Annotated in this window: 23 protein-coding genes; 20 read left to right on the top strand and 3 right to left on the bottom strand. The window is 45.3% G+C overall.

Going from position 1 to position 21,621, the window contains the following annotated elements; all coding sequences use genetic code 11:
* From infB to dapA, 19 genes are all read left to right on the top strand, one after another.
* On the top strand, positions 1-2,101 hold a 2,101-nt coding region (infB, locus tag DSOL_RS22785), incomplete at its 5' end, for a translation initiation factor IF-2 (protein ID WP_075367052.1).
* 24 nt (positions 2,102-2,125) lie between these two features.
* The gene (gene rbfA / locus DSOL_RS22780) at positions 2,126-2,500 is read left to right on the top strand and encodes a 30S ribosome-binding factor RbfA (protein ID WP_075367050.1); all 375 of its coding nucleotides are present in this window, start codon (positions 2,126-2,128) and stop codon (positions 2,498-2,500) included.
* Complete coding sequence (locus DSOL_RS22775; RefSeq protein ID WP_075367049.1) at positions 2,493-3,479, top strand: DHH family phosphoesterase; 987 nt, start codon at positions 2,493-2,495, stop codon at positions 3,477-3,479. Before rbfA ends, DSOL_RS22775 begins: the two co-directional genes overlap by 8 nt.
* A complete protein-coding gene (truB, locus tag DSOL_RS22770; RefSeq protein ID WP_075367048.1) occupies positions 3,463-4,347 on the top strand; it encodes a tRNA pseudouridine(55) synthase TruB in 885 nt (294 codons plus the stop codon). The genes DSOL_RS22775 and truB overlap by 17 nt, the downstream gene beginning before the upstream one ends.
* 17 nt (positions 4,348-4,364) lie before the next feature.
* On the top strand, positions 4,365-5,291 hold the full coding sequence (locus DSOL_RS22765) for a bifunctional riboflavin kinase/FAD synthetase (protein WP_075367047.1): 927 nt from the start codon (positions 4,365-4,367) through the stop codon (positions 5,289-5,291).
* Positions 5,292-5,439: 148 nt separating this feature from the next.
* A complete protein-coding gene (gene rpsO / locus DSOL_RS22760) occupies positions 5,440-5,706 on the top strand; it encodes a 30S ribosomal protein S15 (protein WP_075367046.1) in 267 nt (88 codons plus the stop codon).
* A 200-nt stretch (positions 5,707-5,906) separates the two neighbouring features.
* Positions 5,907-8,030: a polyribonucleotide nucleotidyltransferase gene (locus tag DSOL_RS22755; RefSeq protein WP_075367045.1), complete on the top strand. Its 2,124-nt coding sequence runs from the start codon at positions 5,907-5,909 to the stop codon at positions 8,028-8,030.
* A gap of 82 nt (positions 8,031-8,112) precedes the next feature.
* A complete protein-coding gene (locus tag DSOL_RS22750) occupies positions 8,113-8,868 on the top strand; it encodes a polysaccharide deacetylase family protein (RefSeq protein WP_075367044.1) in 756 nt (251 codons plus the stop codon).
* 24 nt (positions 8,869-8,892) lie between these two features.
* The gene (locus DSOL_RS22745; RefSeq protein ID WP_075367043.1) at positions 8,893-10,011 is read left to right on the top strand and encodes a D-alanyl-D-alanine carboxypeptidase family protein; all 1,119 of its coding nucleotides are present in this window, start codon (positions 8,893-8,895) and stop codon (positions 10,009-10,011) included.
* A gap of 5 nt (positions 10,012-10,016) precedes the next feature.
* A complete protein-coding gene (locus tag DSOL_RS22740) occupies positions 10,017-11,288 on the top strand; it encodes a M16 family metallopeptidase (RefSeq protein ID WP_075367042.1) in 1,272 nt (423 codons plus the stop codon).
* A gap of 42 nt (positions 11,289-11,330) precedes the next feature.
* Positions 11,331-11,783, top strand: coding sequence for a dUTP diphosphatase (dut, locus tag DSOL_RS22735; protein ID WP_075367041.1), 453 nt, complete (start codon positions 11,331-11,333; stop codon positions 11,781-11,783).
* Positions 11,784-11,841: 58 nt separating this feature from the next.
* Entirely contained in the window at positions 11,842-12,144 is a 303-nt protein-coding gene (locus tag DSOL_RS22730; RefSeq protein WP_075367040.1) for a hypothetical protein, read from the top strand.
* 13 nt (positions 12,145-12,157) lie between these two features.
* Positions 12,158-12,427 (top strand): YlmC/YmxH family sporulation protein, encoded by a 270-nt coding sequence (locus DSOL_RS22725; RefSeq protein ID WP_075367039.1) that lies wholly within the window; start codon positions 12,158-12,160, stop codon positions 12,425-12,427.
* A 110-nt stretch (positions 12,428-12,537) separates the two neighbouring features.
* On the top strand, positions 12,538-13,341 hold the full coding sequence (gene dapB / locus DSOL_RS22720) for a 4-hydroxy-tetrahydrodipicolinate reductase (protein ID WP_075367038.1): 804 nt from the start codon (positions 12,538-12,540) through the stop codon (positions 13,339-13,341).
* Positions 13,342-13,426: 85 nt separating this feature from the next.
* Positions 13,427-14,338: a dipicolinate synthase subunit DpsA gene (gene dpsA, locus DSOL_RS22715; protein WP_075367037.1), complete on the top strand. Its 912-nt coding sequence runs from the start codon at positions 13,427-13,429 to the stop codon at positions 14,336-14,338.
* An 18-nt stretch (positions 14,339-14,356) separates the two neighbouring features.
* Positions 14,357-14,944 (top strand): dipicolinate synthase subunit B, encoded by a 588-nt coding sequence (locus DSOL_RS22710; protein ID WP_075367036.1) that lies wholly within the window; start codon positions 14,357-14,359, stop codon positions 14,942-14,944.
* A gap of 91 nt (positions 14,945-15,035) precedes the next feature.
* Positions 15,036-16,025 (top strand): aspartate-semialdehyde dehydrogenase, encoded by a 990-nt coding sequence (locus tag DSOL_RS22705; RefSeq protein WP_075367035.1) that lies wholly within the window; start codon positions 15,036-15,038, stop codon positions 16,023-16,025.
* Positions 16,026-16,074: 49 nt separating this feature from the next.
* Positions 16,075-17,301, top strand: coding sequence for an aspartate kinase (gene dapG / locus DSOL_RS22700; protein ID WP_075367034.1), 1,227 nt, complete (start codon positions 16,075-16,077; stop codon positions 17,299-17,301).
* 55 nt (positions 17,302-17,356) lie between these two features.
* Complete coding sequence (gene dapA / locus DSOL_RS22695; protein WP_075367033.1) at positions 17,357-18,319, top strand: 4-hydroxy-tetrahydrodipicolinate synthase; 963 nt, start codon at positions 17,357-17,359, stop codon at positions 18,317-18,319.
* Positions 18,320-18,489: 170 nt separating this feature from the next.
* Here the strand turns inward: dapA and DSOL_RS22690 are convergent, their stop codons facing one another.
* The gene (locus DSOL_RS22690; RefSeq protein WP_170871595.1) at positions 18,490-19,014 is read right to left on the bottom strand and encodes a DUF6125 family protein; all 525 of its coding nucleotides are present in this window, start codon (positions 19,012-19,014) and stop codon (positions 18,490-18,492) included.
* 173 nt (positions 19,015-19,187) lie between these two features.
* Positions 19,188-19,325 carry a DUF1540 domain-containing protein gene (locus tag DSOL_RS27610; protein ID WP_139314578.1) on the bottom strand — a complete coding sequence of 46 codons (138 nt, stop codon included), beginning with the start codon at positions 19,323-19,325 and terminating at the stop codon, positions 19,188-19,190.
* A 329-nt stretch (positions 19,326-19,654) separates the two neighbouring features.
* On the opposite strand from DSOL_RS27610, the gene DSOL_RS22685 reads away from it, so the two are divergent.
* The gene (locus tag DSOL_RS22685) at positions 19,655-21,319 is read left to right on the top strand and encodes a ribonuclease J (protein ID WP_075367032.1); all 1,665 of its coding nucleotides are present in this window, start codon (positions 19,655-19,657) and stop codon (positions 21,317-21,319) included.
* A 6-nt stretch (positions 21,320-21,325) separates the two neighbouring features.
* Here the strand turns inward: DSOL_RS22685 and DSOL_RS28510 are convergent.
* Positions 21,326-21,621, bottom strand: a 296-nt coding sequence (locus DSOL_RS28510) for a hypothetical protein (protein ID WP_207649665.1), incomplete at its 5' end; no start/stop codon positions are given.

The following is a 21,621-nucleotide window of genomic DNA, read 5'->3' as shown; positions in this document are numbered from 1 at the left end:
AAGGCCCACGTCCAGGGTATCAGGTCAATCCCAAGGTCCACGACCAGGGTATCAGGGTCAATCCCAAGGTCCACGACCAGGGTATCAGGGTCAATCCCAAGGTCCACGTCCAGGATATCAAGGTCAATCCCAGGGCCAACGTCCAGGAATGCCTTCTCGTGCTGGTGCAGCCGCACCTTCGGCTCCAACGATTAACGAGCAAGCTAAACGACAGCCGCCGGCAAGTAAGAAGGCCCAAGATAAAGCCTATGAACGGAAACGCGAAGTAGAAAAGGAAAGAGAAAATGCGATACGTTCACCGCATAGACGTTTTCAAAAGCCCCCTAAAAAAGAAGTGCGAGATACCACCCCTAAGCATATTGTGATTCAAGAATCTATTTCTGTGCAGGATTTAGCGTCTAAAATGAGCCGTAAGGCTGGCGAACTCATTAAGCACCTTATGAATCTGGGAGTTATGGCGACCATTAATCAGGAACTGGATGCTGAAACTGCAACAATTTTGGCAGGTGAAATGGGTGTCACCGTTGAGGTGAAAGCTGAGAAATCCATGGCTGTTATTATAGATGTCGAAGATGCACCTGAGGATCTCGTCTTCCGTCCACCTGTTGTAACGGTGATGGGGCACGTAGACCATGGTAAAACGTCCCTCTTAGATGCGATTCGTACGACGCATGTGACGGCTTCCGAAGCTGGTGGAATTACGCAGCATATCGGGGCGTACCAGGTTGAAATCAACGGTCAAAAGATTACCTTCTTAGATACTCCTGGTCATGAGGCTTTCACAGCAATGCGTGCTCGTGGTGCCCAAGTCACGGATATTGCGGTTTTGGTAGTAGCGGCAGATGACGGAGTCATGCCTCAAACCATTGAAGCGATCAATCACGCTAAAGCAGCTGGGGTTCCGATCATTGTAGCTATTAATAAAATAGATAAAGAAAATGCAACCCCGGAAAAAGTAAAACAAGAACTGACAGAGTATGGCCTTGTCGTGGAAGAATGGGGCGGAGAAACCATTGCCGTTCCCGTGTCTGCAAAAACTAAACTGAACATTGAACAGTTACTCGAAATGATTCTTCTGGTCGCAGAAGTTAAGGATTTAAAGGCGAATCCGAATCGTCCAGCAGTAGGGGCTGTAATTGAGGCCGAGCTGGATAAAGGGAAAGGACCCATCGCTACCGTCCTCGTTTCCAAAGGTACGCTCAATATCGGGGACGTTGCGGTATCAGGCTGTGCGTTTGGTAGAATTAAAGCTATGGTGGATGATAAGGGCCGACGGGTTAAAAAGGCAGGACCATCCATGCCGGTTGAAGTTCAAGGTTTATCCGAAGTGCCTGAAGCTGGCGAAACGTTCTATGTTGTTGCCGATGAAAAATTGGCTCGACAAATCACTTCGGCACGGATCGCTGTGCGTAAAGTGGAAGAATCCAAACAAACTGTGGTAAAAGTCAGCTTAGAGGACCTTTTTGACAAGATCAAAGAGGGCGAAATCAAAGAATTAAACATTATTATTAAAGCGGATGTTCAAGGGTCGGTCGAAGCCCTACGGCAATCCCTGCTGCGACTGTCAACCGGTGAGGTACGAGTCAACCCAATCCACGGCGGTGTGGGTGCCATCAATAAAAACGACATCATGTTGGCGTCAGCTTCAAATGCCATCATTATAGGGTTTAATGTTCGACCGGATACGCATACTAAGGCGACAGCTGAACTTGAGGGTGTGGATTTGCGCCTTTATCGAGTCATCTATGATGCCATCGAAGACGTGAAAGCTGCTATGACGGGTCTGCTCGATCCTACCTTTAAAGAAGTTGTTTTGGGTAAAGTCGAAGTTCGTCAAGTCTTTAAAGTTCCGAAAGCCGGAACTGTCGCTGGGTGTATGGTGACAGAAGGGAAAATTGTTCGCTCTGCTAAAGTCCGTGTTATTCGTGATGGTATCGTCATTCATGATGGTGTCATGGAATCTCTGAGGCGCTTTAAGGATGACGTTAAAGAGGTTGCTGAAGGGTTCGAATGTGGAATTGGCATCGAAAAGTTCAATGATGTTAAAGAAGGAGATATCATTGAAGCGTTTACCATGGAAGAAGTCAAACGCACTCTTTAGTAAATGTGTCCTGGAGGGATAGGTATGTCAAAACATCGGCCCAATCGGTTGGCAGAAACGCTCAAAGAAGAAATTTCTCAGCTCATTCGCGTGGAGTTGAAAGATCCTCGGATTGGTTTTGTAACGCTGACTAGTGTGGACGTTGCGGATGATTTAGCGCACGCCAAAGTGTATGTTAGCGTTCTAGGCACTGAGGATGAAGGAAAAGCATCCTTGGAAGCCTTGAATCGTGCTGCGGGGTTTGTGCGAAGTGAAATTGGCAAGCGTATACGACTCCGACATGTACCGGCTATCGATTTCAAGTACGATCCTTCCATTCAACATGGTGCACACATTGCGAAGTTGTTACGGGATGTTGGAGTTTCCGACGATTCGAGTAAGGATGAATCTCATGAATAATGAAAATTCACCTGTGGAAGAAATAATTGAAGTGTTAAGAAAAGCGCCAAAGGTGGCGCTTTTCTCCCATGTATCACCTGATGGGGACTGTATCGGATCCATGTTGGCGATGGGTCTCGCCCTCGAGAAAATGGGAAAAGAAGTTTCCTTTTATAATCCAGATCCAGTGCCGAGCAATTTAAGGTTTTTACCTGCCGCATCCCGTATCAGTCGGGAGCTGCCTAACCCTTCGCCACAAACCTGGATGTTTGTGGACTGCACGGACCTTCAACGAGTTAATCTTGCTGTGTCTCAAATTCCAAGTGAGACTATGGTTCTTAACTTAGATCACCACATTTCCAATCAGTTCTTTGGCGACTTGAACTGGATCGATGCCCAAGCATGCGCTTGTGGAGAACTCGCGGTGACCTTGATTAGCCAGCTGGGTATAGAAATTGATAGAGATATGGCCACTAATCTCTACACTGCAATTGTGACGGATTCGGGCTGTTTTCAATATAGTAATACGACTGCGCAAACCCATCGCCTGACGGCAGAACTACTAGACACAGGTCTTGATTTATCAGGAATTCATCATAATCTCTTCGACCAAAAGCCTTTGGCACAGCTGAGATTACTGCAATATGCTTTGGACAGTTTGGAAATCCATGCAGAAGGTCAGCTAGCGGTCATGAGCCTGTGCTTAGAGGATTTCCAAAAAAGCGGTGCAACCCAGGAATTAAGTGAGGGACTGGTTAATCACATCCGGAGTATCGCGGGTGTTGAGGTGGCAGTCCTACTTAAAGAGGTGGGACCTCAAGAGATCAAAGGGGGGCTTCGCTCGAATCAATGGCTGAATGTCAATGAAATTGCAGCCCACTTCGGTGGAGGTGGGCACAAACGTGCTGCTGGATGTACCTTGGGAGTCCCTATGACTGAAGCCAAACAAAGCATAAGGAGCGCGATTGAGGAGGCGTTAAGGCTTGGAAGGGATCATTAATGTCCTCAAACCACCAGGGATGACCTCTTCAGATGTGGTTGTCTGGATGCGGAGAATCTTGAAGACTAAAAGAATCGGCCATACAGGAACGCTTGACCCCGGGGTGGCTGGTGTGTTACCCCTTTGTGTAGGGAAGGGGACACGCTTAGCAGAATACATAACAGAGCAGGGGAAAGCGTATCGTGCCGAGGTGACTTTTGGAGTTACAACGGACACTCAGGATTCATACGGGAAAGTGACTAAAGTAAGTTCACCGAACTGTGGACAAAATGACTTAGAACAGGTGTTACCAAGCTTTACGGGCAAAATTACACAAATTCCTCCCATGTACTCGGCAGTTCGAAAAGAAGGTAAACACCTTTATGAATATGCTCGGCAAGGAATCGCCATTGAGAGAACATCACGTGAAGTGTTTATCTATCAATTAAAGCTGGTAAAGTGGTACGAAGGAGAGTTCCCCAGGGCGATCTTGGACATAGAGTGCTCAAAAGGGACCTACATTCGTACGCTATGTTATGATCTTGGAGAGGCATTGGGTTTTGGTGCGCATATGTCTTATTTAGTGCGTGTTCGCTCGGGCCCCTTCAAGCTCCAAGAGAGTTGGACCCTTGAAGAGATTGATGAAGCGGTGCGCAAGTCAACCTATCCCTTTTTGCTTCCGCTTACTGCGGGGGTTGAACTTCCTCGGGTAGTCTTATCAGCTGTTCGAGCTAATGCATTTAAGCATGGTTTGCCGACAAGGCGAGATTTGATCGAGACCATAACCGAAGGACAGGAATCGTATGTTCAGGTGATAGAGGACGGAGAATTGATCGGAATTGGGGTTTGGCGTGAGCAAAGCCTTTTTCCGCATAAGGTTTTTGGATAATTTAGGAGGTCAAATCGGTGCAAGTTCTAACAAGTTTGCCTATAGAAACTAAAGAACCCTGTGTCATAGCGTTAGGCAATTTCGATGGAGTACATCTAGGTCACCGGCGCTTACTTGAACATGGATTAGGACAAGCAAAACGATTAGGGGTGGGACTTGACGTTTTGATCTTTGAGCCTCACCCTCTAAAAGTGTTATTTCCAGAACGGGGAATACAGTTATTATCCACTACTCAAGAGCGTCTGCTTCATATGGAAGAGATCGGAGTGCGTACGGTCTATCTTTTGCCCTTTACACGAGAGATGGCGAACACGTCACCAGAACAGTTTGTAGAGAAAATTCTACTTCCTCTAGGGGTAGTCCATGTGGTGGTTGGTTTTAATTATTCCTTTGGTGCCCACGGGAAAGGAAATCCCGAGCTAATTCGGACCTTAGGACAGAAGCATGGTTTTGGAGTTAGTGTTCTACAGGCGCAAGTGATGGATGGTTTGATCATTTCCTCAAGCAGTATTCGCAAGGCATTGCTTCAAGGGAATATCGCCTTAGCCAAGTCTCTCCTTGGACGCTCACCTTGCCTGAGTGGGACGGTCGTACACGGAGAAGAACGCGGGCGTCAGCTGGGCTATCCCACAGCGAACATTCTCCCTCCAGAAGACTTACTCATTCCGAAACGAGGGGTGTATGCAGTCTGGGCCTCTTTAGAGGGTAAGCGTGTGCTTGGTATGATGAATATCGGGATGAAACCAACCTTTCATGATCTGTATGGTACAATAGTAGAGGTTCATTTCTTTAATTTTGACGGAAATCTGTATGATCGTGAGATCACAGTCTATATCGAAGAGCGGTTGCGTGATGAACGTAAGTTTAACGGAATCAACGAACTCTTGTTCCAGTTAAAGAAAGATAAATTTGAAGCTGAAGATCTTTTGCGTGGAATCCATTAAGAGCATCCAATAGCTGAAGAACTTTACAAATATATTTTTACCATGTATACTATTTTAGGAAACTAATAGGACCCACTGACTCGGATTGACGAAGTTTCCAACGTCGACCTGGGCAGTTGGGATTTTAAAAAAACGGGGGAAAACAATCATGATGACACCTGAGAGAAAACAAGAGATTATTCTAAAGCATGCCCAACACGAAGGGGACACTGGGTCTCCAGAAGTGCAAATTGCGCTTCTTACGGAACGGATCACCTATTTGACAGAACACTTTAAGACCCATAAGAAAGACCATCATTCTCGGCGTGGTCTTTTAAAAATGGTTGGTTCACGCCGTGCCTTGCTCACTTATTTAAAAAATGTAAGTTTTGATCGTTATCGTAATATTGTTGCTGAACTTGGCCTGCGTAAGTAATACGAGAAATGGTCAACGAAACAAGCGGATCTTAAGGGATCCGCTTTTAGTTTTCATTAAACTACTGATAAAGTTGGCTTCGAATCTCAAGATTATTCTTAAGTTTAGTTTTTTTATGCAAATTGCAGGAAATAATAATAATATGTCGAAGAGGAAACAAGTTAAGAAGAAGGATTGAAACGATTTAAGGAGGTTCCATTGTGAAACAGGAAATATTTGAAAAGTCACTCTCAGTCGGTGGGAGAACGATGACTTTCCAAACTGGCAAAATTGCTAAACAAGCGGGAGGCTCAGTTTTTCTCCAGTATGGGGACACAGTGGTTTCAGCGTTTGCGACTTGCAGCGCGGCGCCCCGGGAGGGAATTGATTTTTTCCCCTTGACCGTCGAGTTTGAAGAACGTATGTATGCCGCGGGTAAAATTCCAGGCGGATTTATTAAACGGGAAGGAAGGCCAAGTGAGAAGGCTACCTTATCCGCTCGTTTAATTGATCGTCCAGTACGTCCGTTGTTTCCAGAAGGATTTCGTAATGATGTCCAAGTGGTTACCGTTGTAATGTCCGTGGATCAGGATTGTGCGACAGATATTACGGCGATTAATGCGGCATCCGCAGCTTTAACGATATCGAATATTCCCTTCGAAGGTCCTATTGCAGCCGTTACGGTAGGACTTATTGACAATGAATTTGTTATTAATCCCACCGTTGAACAAGCAACAAAAAGTCTCCTGCTTCTTACTGTGGCAGGAACAGAAGAAGCTGTCATGATGGTGGAAGCCAGTGCCCATGAAGTACCCGAGGATCAAATCTTGGAAGCGATTATGTTTGGGCATGCGGAAATTAAAAAGATTGCCAAGTTTATAGCGGACTATCGACAGGAAGCTCTACAGAGGGGACTGGCCAAAGATAAGCTAGAGATACAAAACGTTAAAGTCCAGGATCGTATGGCAGAAGCTGTTAAGGGCTTTACATACAGTAAATTAGATGCCGCTGTCCGTGTAGAGGAGAAAAAGGCACGGGAAGCCGCGATCGACGCAGTTAAAGCAGAGGCCCTAAGTTATTTCGAAGCTGAGTTTCCCGATGAAACCAAAACAATAAAGGGGATGCTCGAAGACCTAGTACACCTAATTGTACGCAAATTGATTACAGACGAACATATTCGCCCGGACGGTCGGGCAGTCGATGAAGTTCGCCCGATCACGGTCGAAGTGGGAATTTTACCACGCACACATGGGACAGGCCTCTTTACCCGAGGTCAAACTCAGGTCTTAACTGTAACGACGCTGGGGGCCGCAAATGATGAGCAAATTTTAGATGGGTTGGGTCTTGAACGGTCCAAGCGTTATATCCATCATTACAATTTTCCACCCTACAGTGTTGGGGAAACCCGGCCGATGCGTGGGCCAGGACGTCGGGAGATCGGGCATGGTGCTTTAGCTGAAAGAGCTTTGCTCCCAGTTTTACCCGATGAAAACGAGTTTCCTTATACGATTCGTTTGGTATCGGAAGTCTTGGAATCCAATGGATCAAGTTCAATGGCTTCAGTTTGCGGCAGTACCCTTTCCATGATGGATGCAGGAGTTCCTATTTCAGCGCCAGTGGCAGGGGTTGCGATGGGTCTCATCAAGGAAGGAGATCAAATCGCCATTCTGACGGATATCCAGGGCTTAGAAGATCACTTTGGAGATATGGATTTCAAAGTCGCTGGCACGAGCAAGGGCGTAACAGCCTTGCAGATGGATATAAAAATTAAGGGAGTATCACGAGAGATACTCTTGAGAGCCCTAACCCAAGCGAAAGCAGGTCGGCTCTTTATTCTGGATAAAATGCTTGCGGTCATGGAAAAGCCCCGCCCACAACTTTCTTCCTATGCTCCAAGAATTATTACAGCATCGATTCATCCGGATAAAATCCGTGATGTAATTGGACCGGGCGGAAAAACGATCAAGAAAATTATTGAAGAAACGGGAGTCAAGATTGACATCGAGGATGATGGTCGTGTCTTTATATCTTCGGTCAACGGCGATGGTGGGGATCAGGCCTTGAAGATTATCCAGTCCTTAACTCAGGACGTGGAAGTGGGCAAAATCTATAAAGGTAAAGTTATGCGGGTCATGGATTTTGGCGCCTTCGTGGAAGTGATCCCGGGAGTGTTGGGACTTAGCGGCAAAGAAGGGCTAGTGCATATTTCTCAACTGTCCCATGAACGTGTGGAAAAGGTAGAAGATGTCGTCAAAGTGGGAGATGAGATCCTGGTTAAAGCGACAGCAATCGACAAACAAGGGCGCTTGAACCTCTCTCGTAAAGAAGCTATGCCAAAAGCGTAATATTAGAATCAATATAATATCTGTCATCATCAGTCTGTGCATCCTCCTCTTCGCATAAATGTTAATGGAGGGGGGGACGCGAATGTTCATAAACTTTAAAATCTCGCGACGAATGCTCTCGTTAGGCGGGATTTTCTTTCTATTGCTGGCAGGGTTCGTTACAAAGAATTGGATTATGGTGTCTAATTCTCCAGTCACTAAACCCATTGAACAAATCAAAACAGATCAGAAAGTCATGGCTTTAACGATTAATGTTGATTGGGGCGAAGAATTTATCCCTGCCATTTTGGATGCTTTGGATAAGGGCAATGCGCGAGTGACATTTTTTGTCACAGGGCGCTGGGCCAAGAAAAATCCGGAATTGTTAAAAACAATGGCCAAACGAGGGCATCAAATTGAAAACCATGGGTATTCTCACCCGCATCCTGATCAGATTTCCGTAGGAGCTAACCAAGAAGAGATTAAAAAAACAGAACGAATTATTGAAGGAATCCTTGGACAAAAAACACGTTTTTACGCACCGCCCTACGGTGAAAAGGGCATTTCAGGATTGCGGGCTGCTGACGAATTGGGCTATCAGACAATTCTATGGACCTTAGACACCGTGGATTGGCGGAGTGACAGTACGACGGAGATTATTATTAAAAGGATTGTTAATCCGGCAATACGGTTTGGAATAAAACCCGATAAGAAGGGTGCGATCGTTTTAATGCACCCAAAAGTGAATACCGTCAAAGCGTTGCCTATCATTCTCGATCAATTGGCACGAGAGGGTTATGTTTTCCAAACCCTTGCTGAGCTAATAACATTTGATCAGATCGGAGATACTACCTCATAATAAATAAGAAATTGAGGTGGTTTGATGATCAGACAAAAGTGGACGCGTGCCTGGTGCTGCGTCTTGCTTTGTGTTATAAGCACTAGCCTACTTCCAGTGAACCCTGTTTTTGGTGCTGTTCAGCCTGCTGTGGTTGAGGATGGGCCTGCTAGAGTTACGGCAGACGCTGCTGTGCTGATGGATGTAGCTACAGGGGATGTACTCTTCGGTAAACAGGAGAATAAACGTCGCCCACCTGCCAGTACCACTAAGATCATGACCGCGATTCTAGGATTTGAGTTAGGGAGGCCAGATGAAGTTGTAACGGTTAGTCAGAAAGCGGCAGCTGTCGGCGAATCAACCATACATCTTGATCCTGGAGAGAAGATTACCCTTTATGAACTCATTACAGGGGCTTTAGTCCGATCGGGTAATGATGCCTGTGTAGCGATCGCCGAGGATATCTCTGGAACTGAAGAACAGTTTGTAAAGCTGATGAATCGGAAAGCTCTGGCTTTAGGAGCTCAAAATACTCATTTTGAAAACACGAATGGCCTACCTCTTAAAGATCATTATTCAACTGCTTACGATTTAGCCCTTATGGCTCGGCATGGTTTGCAAATTCCACAATTCGCCTCGATTACCCGTCAAAGAGAAACGAAAATACATTTTCTTGATCCTTATGTGCTCATGGATTTGAGAAATACAAATAAACTACTCTGGAATTATCCGTATGCGGATGGCGTTAAAACGGGGACGACGACAGCTGCAGGTAAATGCCTTGTTGCCTCTGCAACGAAGGAAGGTCGTCAGTTGTTGGCTGTGGTTCTTAATGCACCCGATCGGTTCGGGGACGCCAAGAAACTACTAGAGTGGGGATTTGAAAAAACCGAGACGGTTCGGCTGGTGAACCCAAGAGAGGCCATCGCCGAATTCCCCAGTACCTATAAGCCAGTTCCAGTTTTCAGTGATGATTCAATCGATGTCAGCATTCCAAAAGCGAAGCGCATGAACCTTCAAACTCGTGTTGTGTGGGAGAAACCTGCGAATTTCTCGGTTCGAGCGGGAGAACGAGTAGGACGTTTAGAAGTCTGGTTAGGGGACCAAAAATATTACAGTGTTCCTTTGCACAGTGAACGTAAAGGGATGTTAAAGGGGAGTTGAATTGATTGTATCAAAAAACGGTGTTGCCCAACGGGGTTAGAATTATTACGGAAGAAATTGAACATGTTCGTTCGATTGCCTTTGGCTTATGGGTGGGTGCAGGTTCTCGGGATGAACGTGAAGGTTTTGAGGGGATTTCGCACTTTATGGAGCACATGTTTTTTAAAGGTACGGAGCATCGAAGTGCACGAGATTTAGCGGAATCCCTTGAAGCAGTTGGTGGGCAACTCAATGCCTTTACCACGAAAGAATATACCTGCTACTATGCTAAAGTTCTAGATGAGGATCTTGATCTTGCCATTGATGTCTTAAGTGATATGTTTTTTTACTCGCTTTTCGACGAAAAGGAAATTGAGAAAGAAAAAAATGTGGTTATCGAAGAAATTAAGATGTATGAGGATTCGCCCGATGAATTGATCCATGATATTTTTTCCGAATGTGTATGGAATGATCATCCCTTAGGAAAGCCGATCTTAGGCACTGAGGAGAGCATCCGATCCTTAAATCGGGATAAAATTATGACGTTTCTCTCTGAACACTATGCCCCGGATAATCTCGTGGTAGCAGTGGCGGGAAAAATCAAGCATGAGGATATTGTAGAGAAACTATCAAAGCAATTTGGTGTTTTTAAGCGAGGCGGCCGCAGGGTTTTAGAAGGAACACCTACTGGGCAGACTGTGGAACGTTATCAACATAAAGAGACAGAACAGATGCATATCCTTCTCGGAGTACCTGGTCTGGGTCAAGATGACGAGGATATCTATGCCATGCATATTTTCAATAATATTATAGGTGGCGGTTTGAGTTCTAGGTTGTTCCAGCAGATACGAGAGCAGCGCGGCTTAGCCTATTCTGTCTATTCTTACCACTCCACTTATGTGGATACTGGTTTATTTGGGATTTACGCAGGGACGAGTCCCAAGAACACTAAGGAAGTCATTGAGTGTATTCTCCAAGAACTAAAGGAAATTAAGCAAAAGGGAATTTCCGCAAGTGAACTTGAGAGAACTAAAGCGCAAATTAAAGGCGGCCTATATCTTGGGCTCGAGTCTGTAAGTAGTCGGATGAGTCGTTTGGGGAAGACAGAACTGACGTATAATCGCGTGCTTACCCCAGAGGAAGTCGTGGAAAAGCTGGAAAAGGTGACCTTGGACGATGTTTTGCGGGTGATCGGGCGACTTTGGCAAAAGGATAAAATTAGTATTATGACCTTGGGCCCATCCGGACATGAAGAAGTATTAGCCGATTTGTTGAAACAAACAGGCTGGGACGAGTAGGGGCACGATGCATTGTGCCCCATACACAAGGAGGGTGCCTAGGTGTCAGAGGGTATTACGGTTAAGATAAAAAAGGTAAGTAACAATTCCATAGCTCTTCCGGCTTATGCGACAGCGGCCTCTGCAGGGGTCGACCTTCGCGCAGATCTTAAGGAACCGATGACGGTTAACCCTGGAGAGAACGTCAAGATTCCGACGGGTTTGGCTATCGAACTTCCCAATCAACATGTGGTCGCCCTTGTCTTTGCCCGTAGCGGATTAGCTAATCGTTATGGAATAGGGTTAACGAATGGTGTGGGCGTGATCGATTCTGATTATCGGGGAGAAATTCAAGTGTTAATGCAAAACCTTGGAACTCAATCTGTCAGCATTAATCCTGGAGATCGAATCGCCCAAATGGTTTTTATGCCGGTTTTCCAAGCGTTATTTGAAGAAGTCTCAGAACTTCAGGAAACGCCTCGAGGATCAGGAGGGTTTGGTTCGACCGGAATTTGATTTCTTTGTTCTAGGGTAGTTTGTCTTTTCATACAATCCCCATAAGGGGGGAGTGAAGATGCAAGCCCTTGGGGTTACGTTTTTGGTCGTAGGTGTTGTCCTTTCCATACGTGAACGAAGGTATTTAATGATGTGGCGATCACAGCCTGCTCCTAACCAATTGGCGACTGCTTTAAGTCAATTGGTGGGCACTGCAGGGGGAATATATCTCTCGCTGGAGCTATTGTTCTCCTTCCTGAAAATACCGGAAGATTGGTGGAGTCAAGCGGAATTTTTCGTTGAACCACTCGCGGTCATTTCCTTGTTGCTGGCCATTGTTCAACCCTTTGGCTTGAGAGTTTGGCTGAAATTACGGAAGTAGGGGAGGGGATAGGATGCTTTTAAGTGATCTAGCCGGTAAAGAAATCATTAATCTGTATGATGGAGCGAAGCTAGGTTTGGTGGGTGATGCCGATCTCGATATTTCTCTTAACGGATCGGTTGAAGCAATCATTCTTACCTCTCGTGGGGGGTTCTCGGGCTTTTGGGGTTCAAAAGGAGAACGGGAACGGGAAGTCTTGGTGATACCTTGGCAAACGATTAAAAAAGTAGGTTCTGAGGTAATTATCATTGATTTACATAATAAATCTGAGAAAATACGTTAATATTTAATTTGACAGAGGACGAGATAATCAATAAAATGAGTGGAAAAGCTGTAACCCCGCATTGCATTTGCAACGGGGTTTTTGCCTTATCTTCACAGGAGGGGTTCTATTTGAAGAAAATTCGAGTTTTTGTAGCCGGAGCAAGTGGCAAAATGGGTCAGGAAGTGATCCGTTCACTTATTCAACAAGATGATCTTCTACTGGTGGGGGCTTCAGATACTCGACATCAAGGGATGGACGTGGGTTTTGTTGTTGGCGCATCGAGAGTTGGTGTCGATATAACGGGCCCCTTGGATCTTGAAATTCTGCGTGAAGTACGCGCTGACGTTTTAGTGGATTTCACGAATCCTCAGTCGGTCTTGAAAAATTCTAAAACGGCAATTATGGCCGGAGTAGTGCCAGTTGTTGGAACAACTGGATTGGGCGAAGCTGAGATTGATGAAATTCGTGCTCTGGTTGTTAAAGAACATATCGGCGCGTTCTTTGCACCGAATTTCTCGATTGGAGCCATTTTAATGATGCGTTTTGCTAAGGAAGCGGCAAAATACTTTCCTCATGTGGATATTATTGAACTGCACCATGATCAAAAACTGGATGCCCCATCAGGGACCGCCTTAAAAACGGCAGAAGGGATTTTGGAAGTCCGTGATCCTATGGTTCAGGGACACCCGAACGAATATGAAAAACTTGCGGGGGCTCGGGGCGCGGATCTAGGGGGGATCCATATTCATTCTGTGCGGTTACCGGGGTTGATTGCCCACCAAGAAGTATTATTCGGTGGTTTAGGCCAAGCTCTGACAATTAGGCATGACGCGTTTTCACGAGAGACTTATATACCAGGGGTTATGTTAGCAATACGCAAGGCTTTTGAATTGACTGATTTAGTAATAGGACTTGAGAATTTCCTTGATTAGGTAATGATCCTGCGTAACCGCAGCCCGTATGCCCTCATATAATGGATAGTAGTCAATGGGACACTGTCTCAAAGGGGGCATAAAGATGAGTGCGGGTTTGGAAGGAATTCGTTTGGCAGTCATAGGAGGGGATGAGCGGGAGCTATATTTGATTCCCGAACTTCAAAAACAGGGAGCCTACATAATTGGGGTTGGATTTGAAACTGCTTCTCCTATTGGGGGATTGACACTGGCTCCAACGCTGCTGGATGCAGTCGGCCAAGTGGACGTGTTGGTTTTCCCGATGTTCGGCACGGATGAACGTGGGGTTGTGAAAGCAAAATACTCTGCTTCACCCATTGTGCTCAACAAAGAAATACTTCAAGCTATTCCGTCGCGGGTTCCACTGCTCATAGGATTTGCGCGACCAGCTTTGAAGTCAGCAGCGGAGAAGATGGGACTCCAATTGATTGAAACCATCAAGTTTGATGAAATTACGATCCTTAATTCCATACCTTCGGCCGAAGGAGCCATTCAGATGGCTATGGAGGCCACAAACATCACGATTCATGGCAGCGAAAGCATGGTCTTAGGTTTGGGGCGTTTCGGTTGGACTCTGGCGCGCTTGTTGCAAGGTATGGGTGCACATGTGACAGGAGTTGCCCGTAAGGCTGCGGACTTAGCACGTGCTGTTGAAATGGGATTTCATCCTGTACATTTTTCCGATCTGGAGGATGAGATTGGTCGTGCGGAGATCATCTTTAATACCGTACCTCATCTCATACTAGACCGTGTGATGTTAGAAAAGGTAGCGAGGGATGCAGTAATTGTGGATTTGGCTTCAATCCCAGGAGGAACAGATTTCGAATACGCGCAAATGCTGGGCATTAAAGCTCTCCTGGCTCCGGGTCTCCCAGGTATTGTAGCTCCCAAAACGGCTGGCCGAATTCTTGCTCAAATTTATCCGCAACTTATTCTTCGTCACTTGACCACAATGAATGCCACGGTTGAGTCTTAAGAGTGGAGGTGCGAAGAGATGAAGTTTGACGGGTTAAAAATTGGGTTTGCGTTTACAGGATCACACTGTATGTTAGGTGAAGTCATAAAGGTCATGAAACGATTAGTCGATGAAGGGGCTGAGGTGACGCCGATTATCTCTTATTCCGTTGAAAACATGGACACACGGTTTGGAAAAGCAGAGGACTGGAAACATCAGTTTCAGGAAATAACGCACAAGGAGCTGATTCATACTATTCCAGACGCTGAGCCGATCGGGCCTAAGGAGATGTTTGATTGTGTGGTTATCGCTCCGTGTACCGGAAATACTCTAGCTAAACTAGCCAACGGAATTACAGATACCCCGGTACTCATGGCGGCAAAATCCCATCTTCGTAATCATCGACCCGTCGTTTTAGCTATTTCGACGAATGATGGGCTAGGGTTAAATGCTCGCAATATTGGAACATTACTCATTACAAAGAATATTTACTTGGTACCGTTTGGTCAAGATAATCCAGTCGTTAAAGCGAATTCTTTAGTGGCTCATATGGATAAAGTTCCGGAAACGATCGTCATGGCATGTGCCGGAAAACAAATTCAACCGGTGCTTTTGGATTATCGATAAAGTAGTGATCGCTTAATGATTAAGGTGCCTTGCTTTAACGGCAGGGCACCCTTTGAACAAGGTAAACATACGTAAGGAGGAACATACAGGAATGTCAAATGTTGCAATTGTTGGCGCTACGGGCGCAGTGGGACAAGAGTTTCTTAAGATTCTTGCTGAACGTCATTTCCCCGTTGATGAATTAAGGTTGTTAGCCACCAAGCGTTCCGCGGGAAAACACATTTCATGGCAGGGTCAGGATCTAGAGGTTCAAGAGACAACTCACGAAAGTTTTAAGGGCATAGACATTGCTCTCTTTGCTGGTGGATCAGGGAGTACAGAATTTGCCCGTTCCGCCGTGGACAGTGGAGCAGTAGTGATTGATAATAGCAGCGCTTTTCGGCTTGATCCAGAAGTGCCTTTAGTCGTTCCTGAAGTTAATCCAGAAGATGTAAAATGGCATAAGGGGATTATCGCCAACCCCAATTGTTCAACGATTATTATGGCGGTTGCTATCAAACCAATTTTCGATTTGGCAGGAATTCGCAGGGTTGTTGTTTCGACCTACCAAGCCGTGTCGGGAGCAGGACGGGAAGGTATTGAGGAACTTGAGAATCAAGTAAAGGCTTGGTCTCAGGGGGAAGAGATTACTTCTAATGTTTTTCCTTATCAAATTGCCTTCAACCTTATTCCCCGCATCGATGTATTTCAAGAGGGAGACTACACCAAAGAGGAGTGGAAGATGGTTAAGGAAACTCAGAAGATTTTCCATGCCCCGAATATGGCGATTACCGCAACCACGGTTCGGGTACCTGTTTTCCGCAGTCACTCTGAGTCCATCAATGTGGAGACAGAGCGCTTAGTTAGTGTTTCTGATGTACGGGAGGCTTTAAGTAAAGCAGCAGGTGTTATTATTGATGATGAGCCTAGTAAGGACCGTTATCCCATGCCTTGGTTCAGTTCTGACAAGGACGAAGTTTATGTCGGACGCTTGCGTAAGGATTTTTCCATTGACCAGGGCTTTAATTTGTGGGTAGCAGGGGATCAAATTCGCAAGGGTGCGGCAACGAATGCCGTACAAATAGCGGAACTGCTTTTATAATATCGTGCATCGTGCCTCGAGCATCGTGTATCGAAGAGGGGGTATGGGGGTGCGAATTTTAGTTCAGAAGTTTGGCGGAACCTCCGTGGCCACAGCGGAGCGGAGAGAGCAAGTCGTTTCCAAAGTTTCAGAGGCCGTTCATGGTGGGTATTCAACGGTTATTGTGGTGTCGGCCATTGGCCGTTCCGGGGACCCCTACGCAACGGATACCTTTCTAAAGATGGTCCAAGGAATCTATCCGGACTTACCAAAACGTGAGTTGGATCTGCTCATGAGTTGCGGGGAAGTGATTTCGGGTACTGTTTTAGTCAGCACCTTAAATAGTCTTGGATTTGAAGCAGTCCTTTTTACGGGAGGGCAGGCTGGAATTATCACAAACAATGATTTTGGGGATGCCCGGATTGTACGAGTGGAGCCGGGTGCTATTCTTGAGCAACTCTCGGAAGGTAAAGTTGTTGTCGTTACCGGATTCCAGGGAATAACGGAAGACGGTCAAATTACAACCCTCGGAAGAGGAGGGAGTGATACAACGGCTTCAGCTCTTGGAGTAGCCCTTGATGCAGAAACGATCGATATTTATACGGATGTTGAGGGAATTATGACCGCCGACCCTCGAATTGTGGAAGATGCACGTATCATAGACACGGTTACTTATAACGAGATATGTCAATTGGCCTATCAAGGAGCTAAGGTCATTCACCCACGAGCTGTAGAAATTGCGATGCAACGTAATATTCCGCTCAGAATTAAATCGACCTTTTCAGATGCACCAGGGACCTTGGTGACCAATATGCATCCAGATCAAGGAGCAGGAACGGATATTACCGCTGACCGTATAATTACAGGGATTGCGCATACGCCGAATGTCACTCAACTTCGGATTTTAACGGTAGATGCTCCAAACATTCATCTCACGGACAAACGAATTTTTAAAGCGATGGCCCTTGCTGACATTAGCGTAGATTTTATCAGTGTACAACCCGAAGCAGTACTCTATACTGTTTCCGATGAGGTTTCGTCTAAAGCAGTTAATATACTTAAAAATATGGGTTTTGAACCAGAAATCGTGCCAAGCTGTGCTAAAGTTTCAATTATAGGAGCAGGAATTGCAGGTGTTCCTGGGGTTATGGCCGATATGGTAGAAGCACTCTCCGATGCTGGTGTGACCATCCTACAATCGGCTGATTCACATACTACCATTTGGGTACTCGTACACAAAGAGGATATGGTGACTGCAGTACAAGCATTACACAAAAAATTCAAGTTAAGTGTCTGATCTAAGCTAAACTATTTCGAAGGCAAACTAAATGTGGGAAGAAAGGATGAGAAAGATGTCTTTCGGACGAATCTTGACAGCCATGGTGACTCCCATGAATGAAGCGTTGGAGGTTGATTATGAAGAAGCCAAACGCTTAGCTCAGTATTTGGTGGCACACGGCTCAGACGGCCTAGTAGTTTGTGGAACGACAGGAGAATCTCCGACCGTAACAGCTGAAGAAAAATTAGAACTTTTTAAAGTGGTTAAAGGGGCTCTGGGGAAAAGACCGGTGATCGCTGGAATCGGGTCCTACTCTACGGATGCTAGTATTGCCATGGCTCGTAAGGCTGAAAAAACGGGTGTCGATGGAGTGATGGCAGTTGTACCTTATTACAATAAACCGTCTCAAGAGGGGATGTTCCAGCACTTTAAGGCGATTGCTGAAGCGACTTCATTACCACTAATGCTCTATAATGTACCGGGTAGGACGTCCGCCAATCTAATGCCTGCGACGGTTAAGAGGCTATCTGAAATTCGCAACATTGTAGCCTTGAAAGAGGCTGCAGGCTCTCTTGATCAGGTTAGTGAGCTTAAGAGGATGTTACCTTCTGACTTTACGGTTTACAGTGGTGATGACTCAATGACCTTACCCATGTTGGCGTTGGGGTGTAGTGGAATCATCAGTGTGGCAGCCCATGTCATTGGAGATGAGATGAAAAAAATGGTGGATGCCTGGTTTGCTGGAGATACTGCACTAGCAACTAAGTTGCATCTTGAACTTTTCCCAATCTTCAAAGGAATATTCGTAACCGCGAACCCAGTTCCCATTAAAGCCCTTTTGAATATGGCTGGACTTAAAGCCGGTGGGGTACGTTTACCTCTTGTTAACGCGACGCAGGAGGAAATGAAGTTCTTAATAGATCTTATGGATGATTTCAAAAAGATACACGTCAGTGACGTCAATAACAAAAATACTGCCCATGGTATACCAAAATTGAAAGTGGCTGCAGATAAGGCAAGTAACTTGATAGTCTAGAAAGTTAAGTTTGAGGTAATCAGTACATTGATTACCTCAAAAAAAATTGAATAGTATTATGTAACTTTAGTGATTCTAACAAGAGAGAACCCCTAATCGACTTAGGGGTTCTCTCTTGTTGCATAAAGATATTGTATTCATAAATGAATCAGAGAAGAGCTTTAGCGATGCTAATCTTGATCAAGGGTAAACTCCCATCCGCAGTAGAATTCTTCCGGATGTGGATCTGGTGGGCAAGCGATGCAACTTGTCTTAATGCGCGAGTCAATCGTGGAAGCGAATAAAGAGTACTCTATTTCTCCCACTGGTTTACAAGGATGGTCTGGGAGGCTCTTGCGTTTCCGGGCAGATTGGACGCGGCAATCAAGCATTTTAAAAATCAAGGTTCGTTCATCCGGTCTAGAGCATTCTTGTACATTTAGAAAGGCATAAAGCCGAAACTTTAGCGCTCGTTCCAGTGCGTCAAGCCCACCATTTTTGGGTAAATCGAGGAAAGACATAATCCGTTTGGCTTCTATGACAGTAAATTTTCGCCAAGCCTCAATATCGCGTTCGACAGCTTCGTCAAGCCCCCGTACTTGCTCAATGGCCTGGAACCATAGTCCGTCATGTGCTATCCAACGCTTGGCAAAGTCCTCTAATAGTTCCAAAGCTTGTTCACGGGTAAGGTCTTCTTTAGAGTTTAAGATCCCCATTCTCTTTCCTCCTTTTTAAATTTCAAACTTGGCTGAATATTTGAATATTAAAAAAGTATTCTCTTATAGTTCTGAAATTCCTGCTTCTTGAAAAATAAAAGGGGCCGTGACAAAACTCAAACTGAAAACGAGTTTTGTCACAGCCCCTTAGTAAATATGGATTTATCTCTGGATTATTCAGTCTTGGGTTCGTAAAAAGCACACTCTGCTTCGCGATTCATTAAGCTTGAAGTTACACTGAGCGTTTCAAGCTGACAGTGTCCCTCCTCGTTGTGGTGACATTGAACGGCAGAACAAACAACATTAGTCATGATTACAAACCACCTTTCTGATTATTGTATCCAAAATGTAAACTTTCATACTGAGTCTAAGGACAAAGTAATGTCAAGTGTACTAGGGAAGTGAAGTAACTTGCCATTGAGCATTTCTCGCGCTATAATGAATTTATATATATTGTGCGGCTAGTTTCATAAGATGCTTTTCGAAATACTGACGAATACGGGGCGTCGTTGTGTTCGTTTTTAGTAGTTCGCGTCTTTTTGTTGCCTTAATTTTGGGCGTCGAAGAAACTTACGGGGGTCCCCTTAGCTTTTTAGGCACAATGCGAAGTTGATAAAATAAACACAGGAGGTAGATTTATTTGCCGAAAGAGCATAAACTGCAAATTATTCCCTTGGGCGGTCTTGGAGAAATTGGAAAAAATATGACCGTGATTCGCTATGATAATCAGATGTTGCTGATTGATGCGGGATTAGCGTTTCCAGAAGAAGAAATGTTGGGGATCGATATTGTAATACCGGATTACTCATATTTAATTGAACACAAAGAAATGTTACTTGGCATACTGCTAACACACGGACATGAAGATCATATCGGGGCATTGCCATATCTATTGAGAGATGTGGATGTGCCTATTTTTGGGACACGTTTGACCTTGGGGATTATACAGTCCAAGATGAAAGAGAATAATTTAAATAATATCAAGGCCACTGTTGTACAACCAAGGGATGTCATTAAACTGGGAGTTTTTCGAATTGAATTTATTCGTGTCAACCATAGCATTCCGGATTCAGTAGGAATTGCTATTCATTCTCCATTGGGGACTATTGTGCACACCGGGGATTTTAAACTAGACCATACTCCCGTATCTGGGGAAACACTTGATATTCATAAATTTTCGGAATTGGGAGACAAAGGGGTTTTGTGTCTCCTGTCAGACAGTACTAATGTGGAAAGACCTGGCTTTACGCCCTCTGAAAGAAATGTCGGACAAATGATTGATGAGGCCTTTTATGAGGCTAAGGACAGAGTGATTCTTGCCAGTTTCGCATCAAATGTTTATCGACTTCAACAGGCTATTAGTTCTGCAGTTAAGACGAACCGTAAGGTAGCAGTCGTGGGACGAAGCATGGTCAATATTGTTGGCATTGCAGCGGAACTGGGGTATCTGGATATTCCTGAGGGAACTCTCGTTGATATTGATGAAATTATCGGTTTGCCGGGAAATCAAGCGTGTATTTTGACTACGGGGAGTCAGGGTGAACCGATGTCTGCACTGACCCGAATGGCGAACCATGATCATCGGCACGTGGCAATTCAACCGGGAGACACCGTGATTATTTCGGCAAGTCCGATTCCGGGAAATGAGAAATCAGTGGCTAAAACGGTTGACCAATTATTTAAATTGGGCGCTAATGTCATCTATGAATCGACGGACGGAATGCACGTTTCTGGCCACGCCAGTCAGGAAGAGCAAAAATTAATGCTTAATATGGTTCGGCCAAAGTATTTTATGCCGGTTCACGGCGAGTATCGTATGTTGATAAAACATGCTCAGTTGGCTGAGCAACTCGGTATTCCCCGGGAGGATATTTTTGTCTCGGAAAACGGGGGGATTGTTGAATTCACCCGACATGGAGCAGCTATGGGGGGCAAGGTCACGGCTGGTAAAATCCTGATTGACGGATTGGGTATTGGGGATGTTGGTAATATTGTACTGCGGGATCGAAAACAGCTCTCTCAAGATGGTATTTTAATCGTTGTCATGACGATTAGCCGTTCAACTGGTGCGATTATTTCAGGACCTGATGTTGTAACACGTGGGTTTGTCTATGTTCGTGAGTCAGAGTCTATGTTAGACGAGGCTAAACTCAAGGTAAGACAGACGATGGCGCGTTGCCGTGAGAGCCGGATTACAGAATGGGCCGTGTTAAAAAGTCAAATTCGAGATGCTTTGAGCAAACAACTTTACGAAAAAACCCGTCGCAGACCGATGATTTTGCCGATCATTCAAGAAGTCGAATAGTATTGTTTACGAGGAACGCTTCACTTGCTGGAGCGTTTTTTCTGATACCAGTAAGAAAGCATAAGCTTCTGGTGGCACCAGTGACACGAGGCGGTCGCTGGCGGTGACTCGAACAGGACGTTCGAGATTAGACACCGCCATGGATGGCTTGGTGTCGGATGGCCGAGTGTCCCTGAAACCAAGTTTTCTTATGCCAGTCAGAAAGAGCAAACACGGAAAATGAAAGAAAATTATGGAAGAAAATAATAGTTGACAGTACGTTGGCAAAATGGTACTATAACTGAGCGCCACAAAGACGCACA

It is taken from the genome of Desulfosporosinus metallidurans (genome assembly GCF_001936615.1).
Taxonomy (GTDB): Bacteria; Bacillota; Desulfitobacteriia; order Desulfitobacteriales; family Desulfitobacteriaceae; genus Desulfosporosinus; species Desulfosporosinus metallidurans.
The sequence above is the reverse complement of the archived record's forward strand: the minus strand, read 5'-3'. Positions and strand labels throughout refer to the sequence as shown.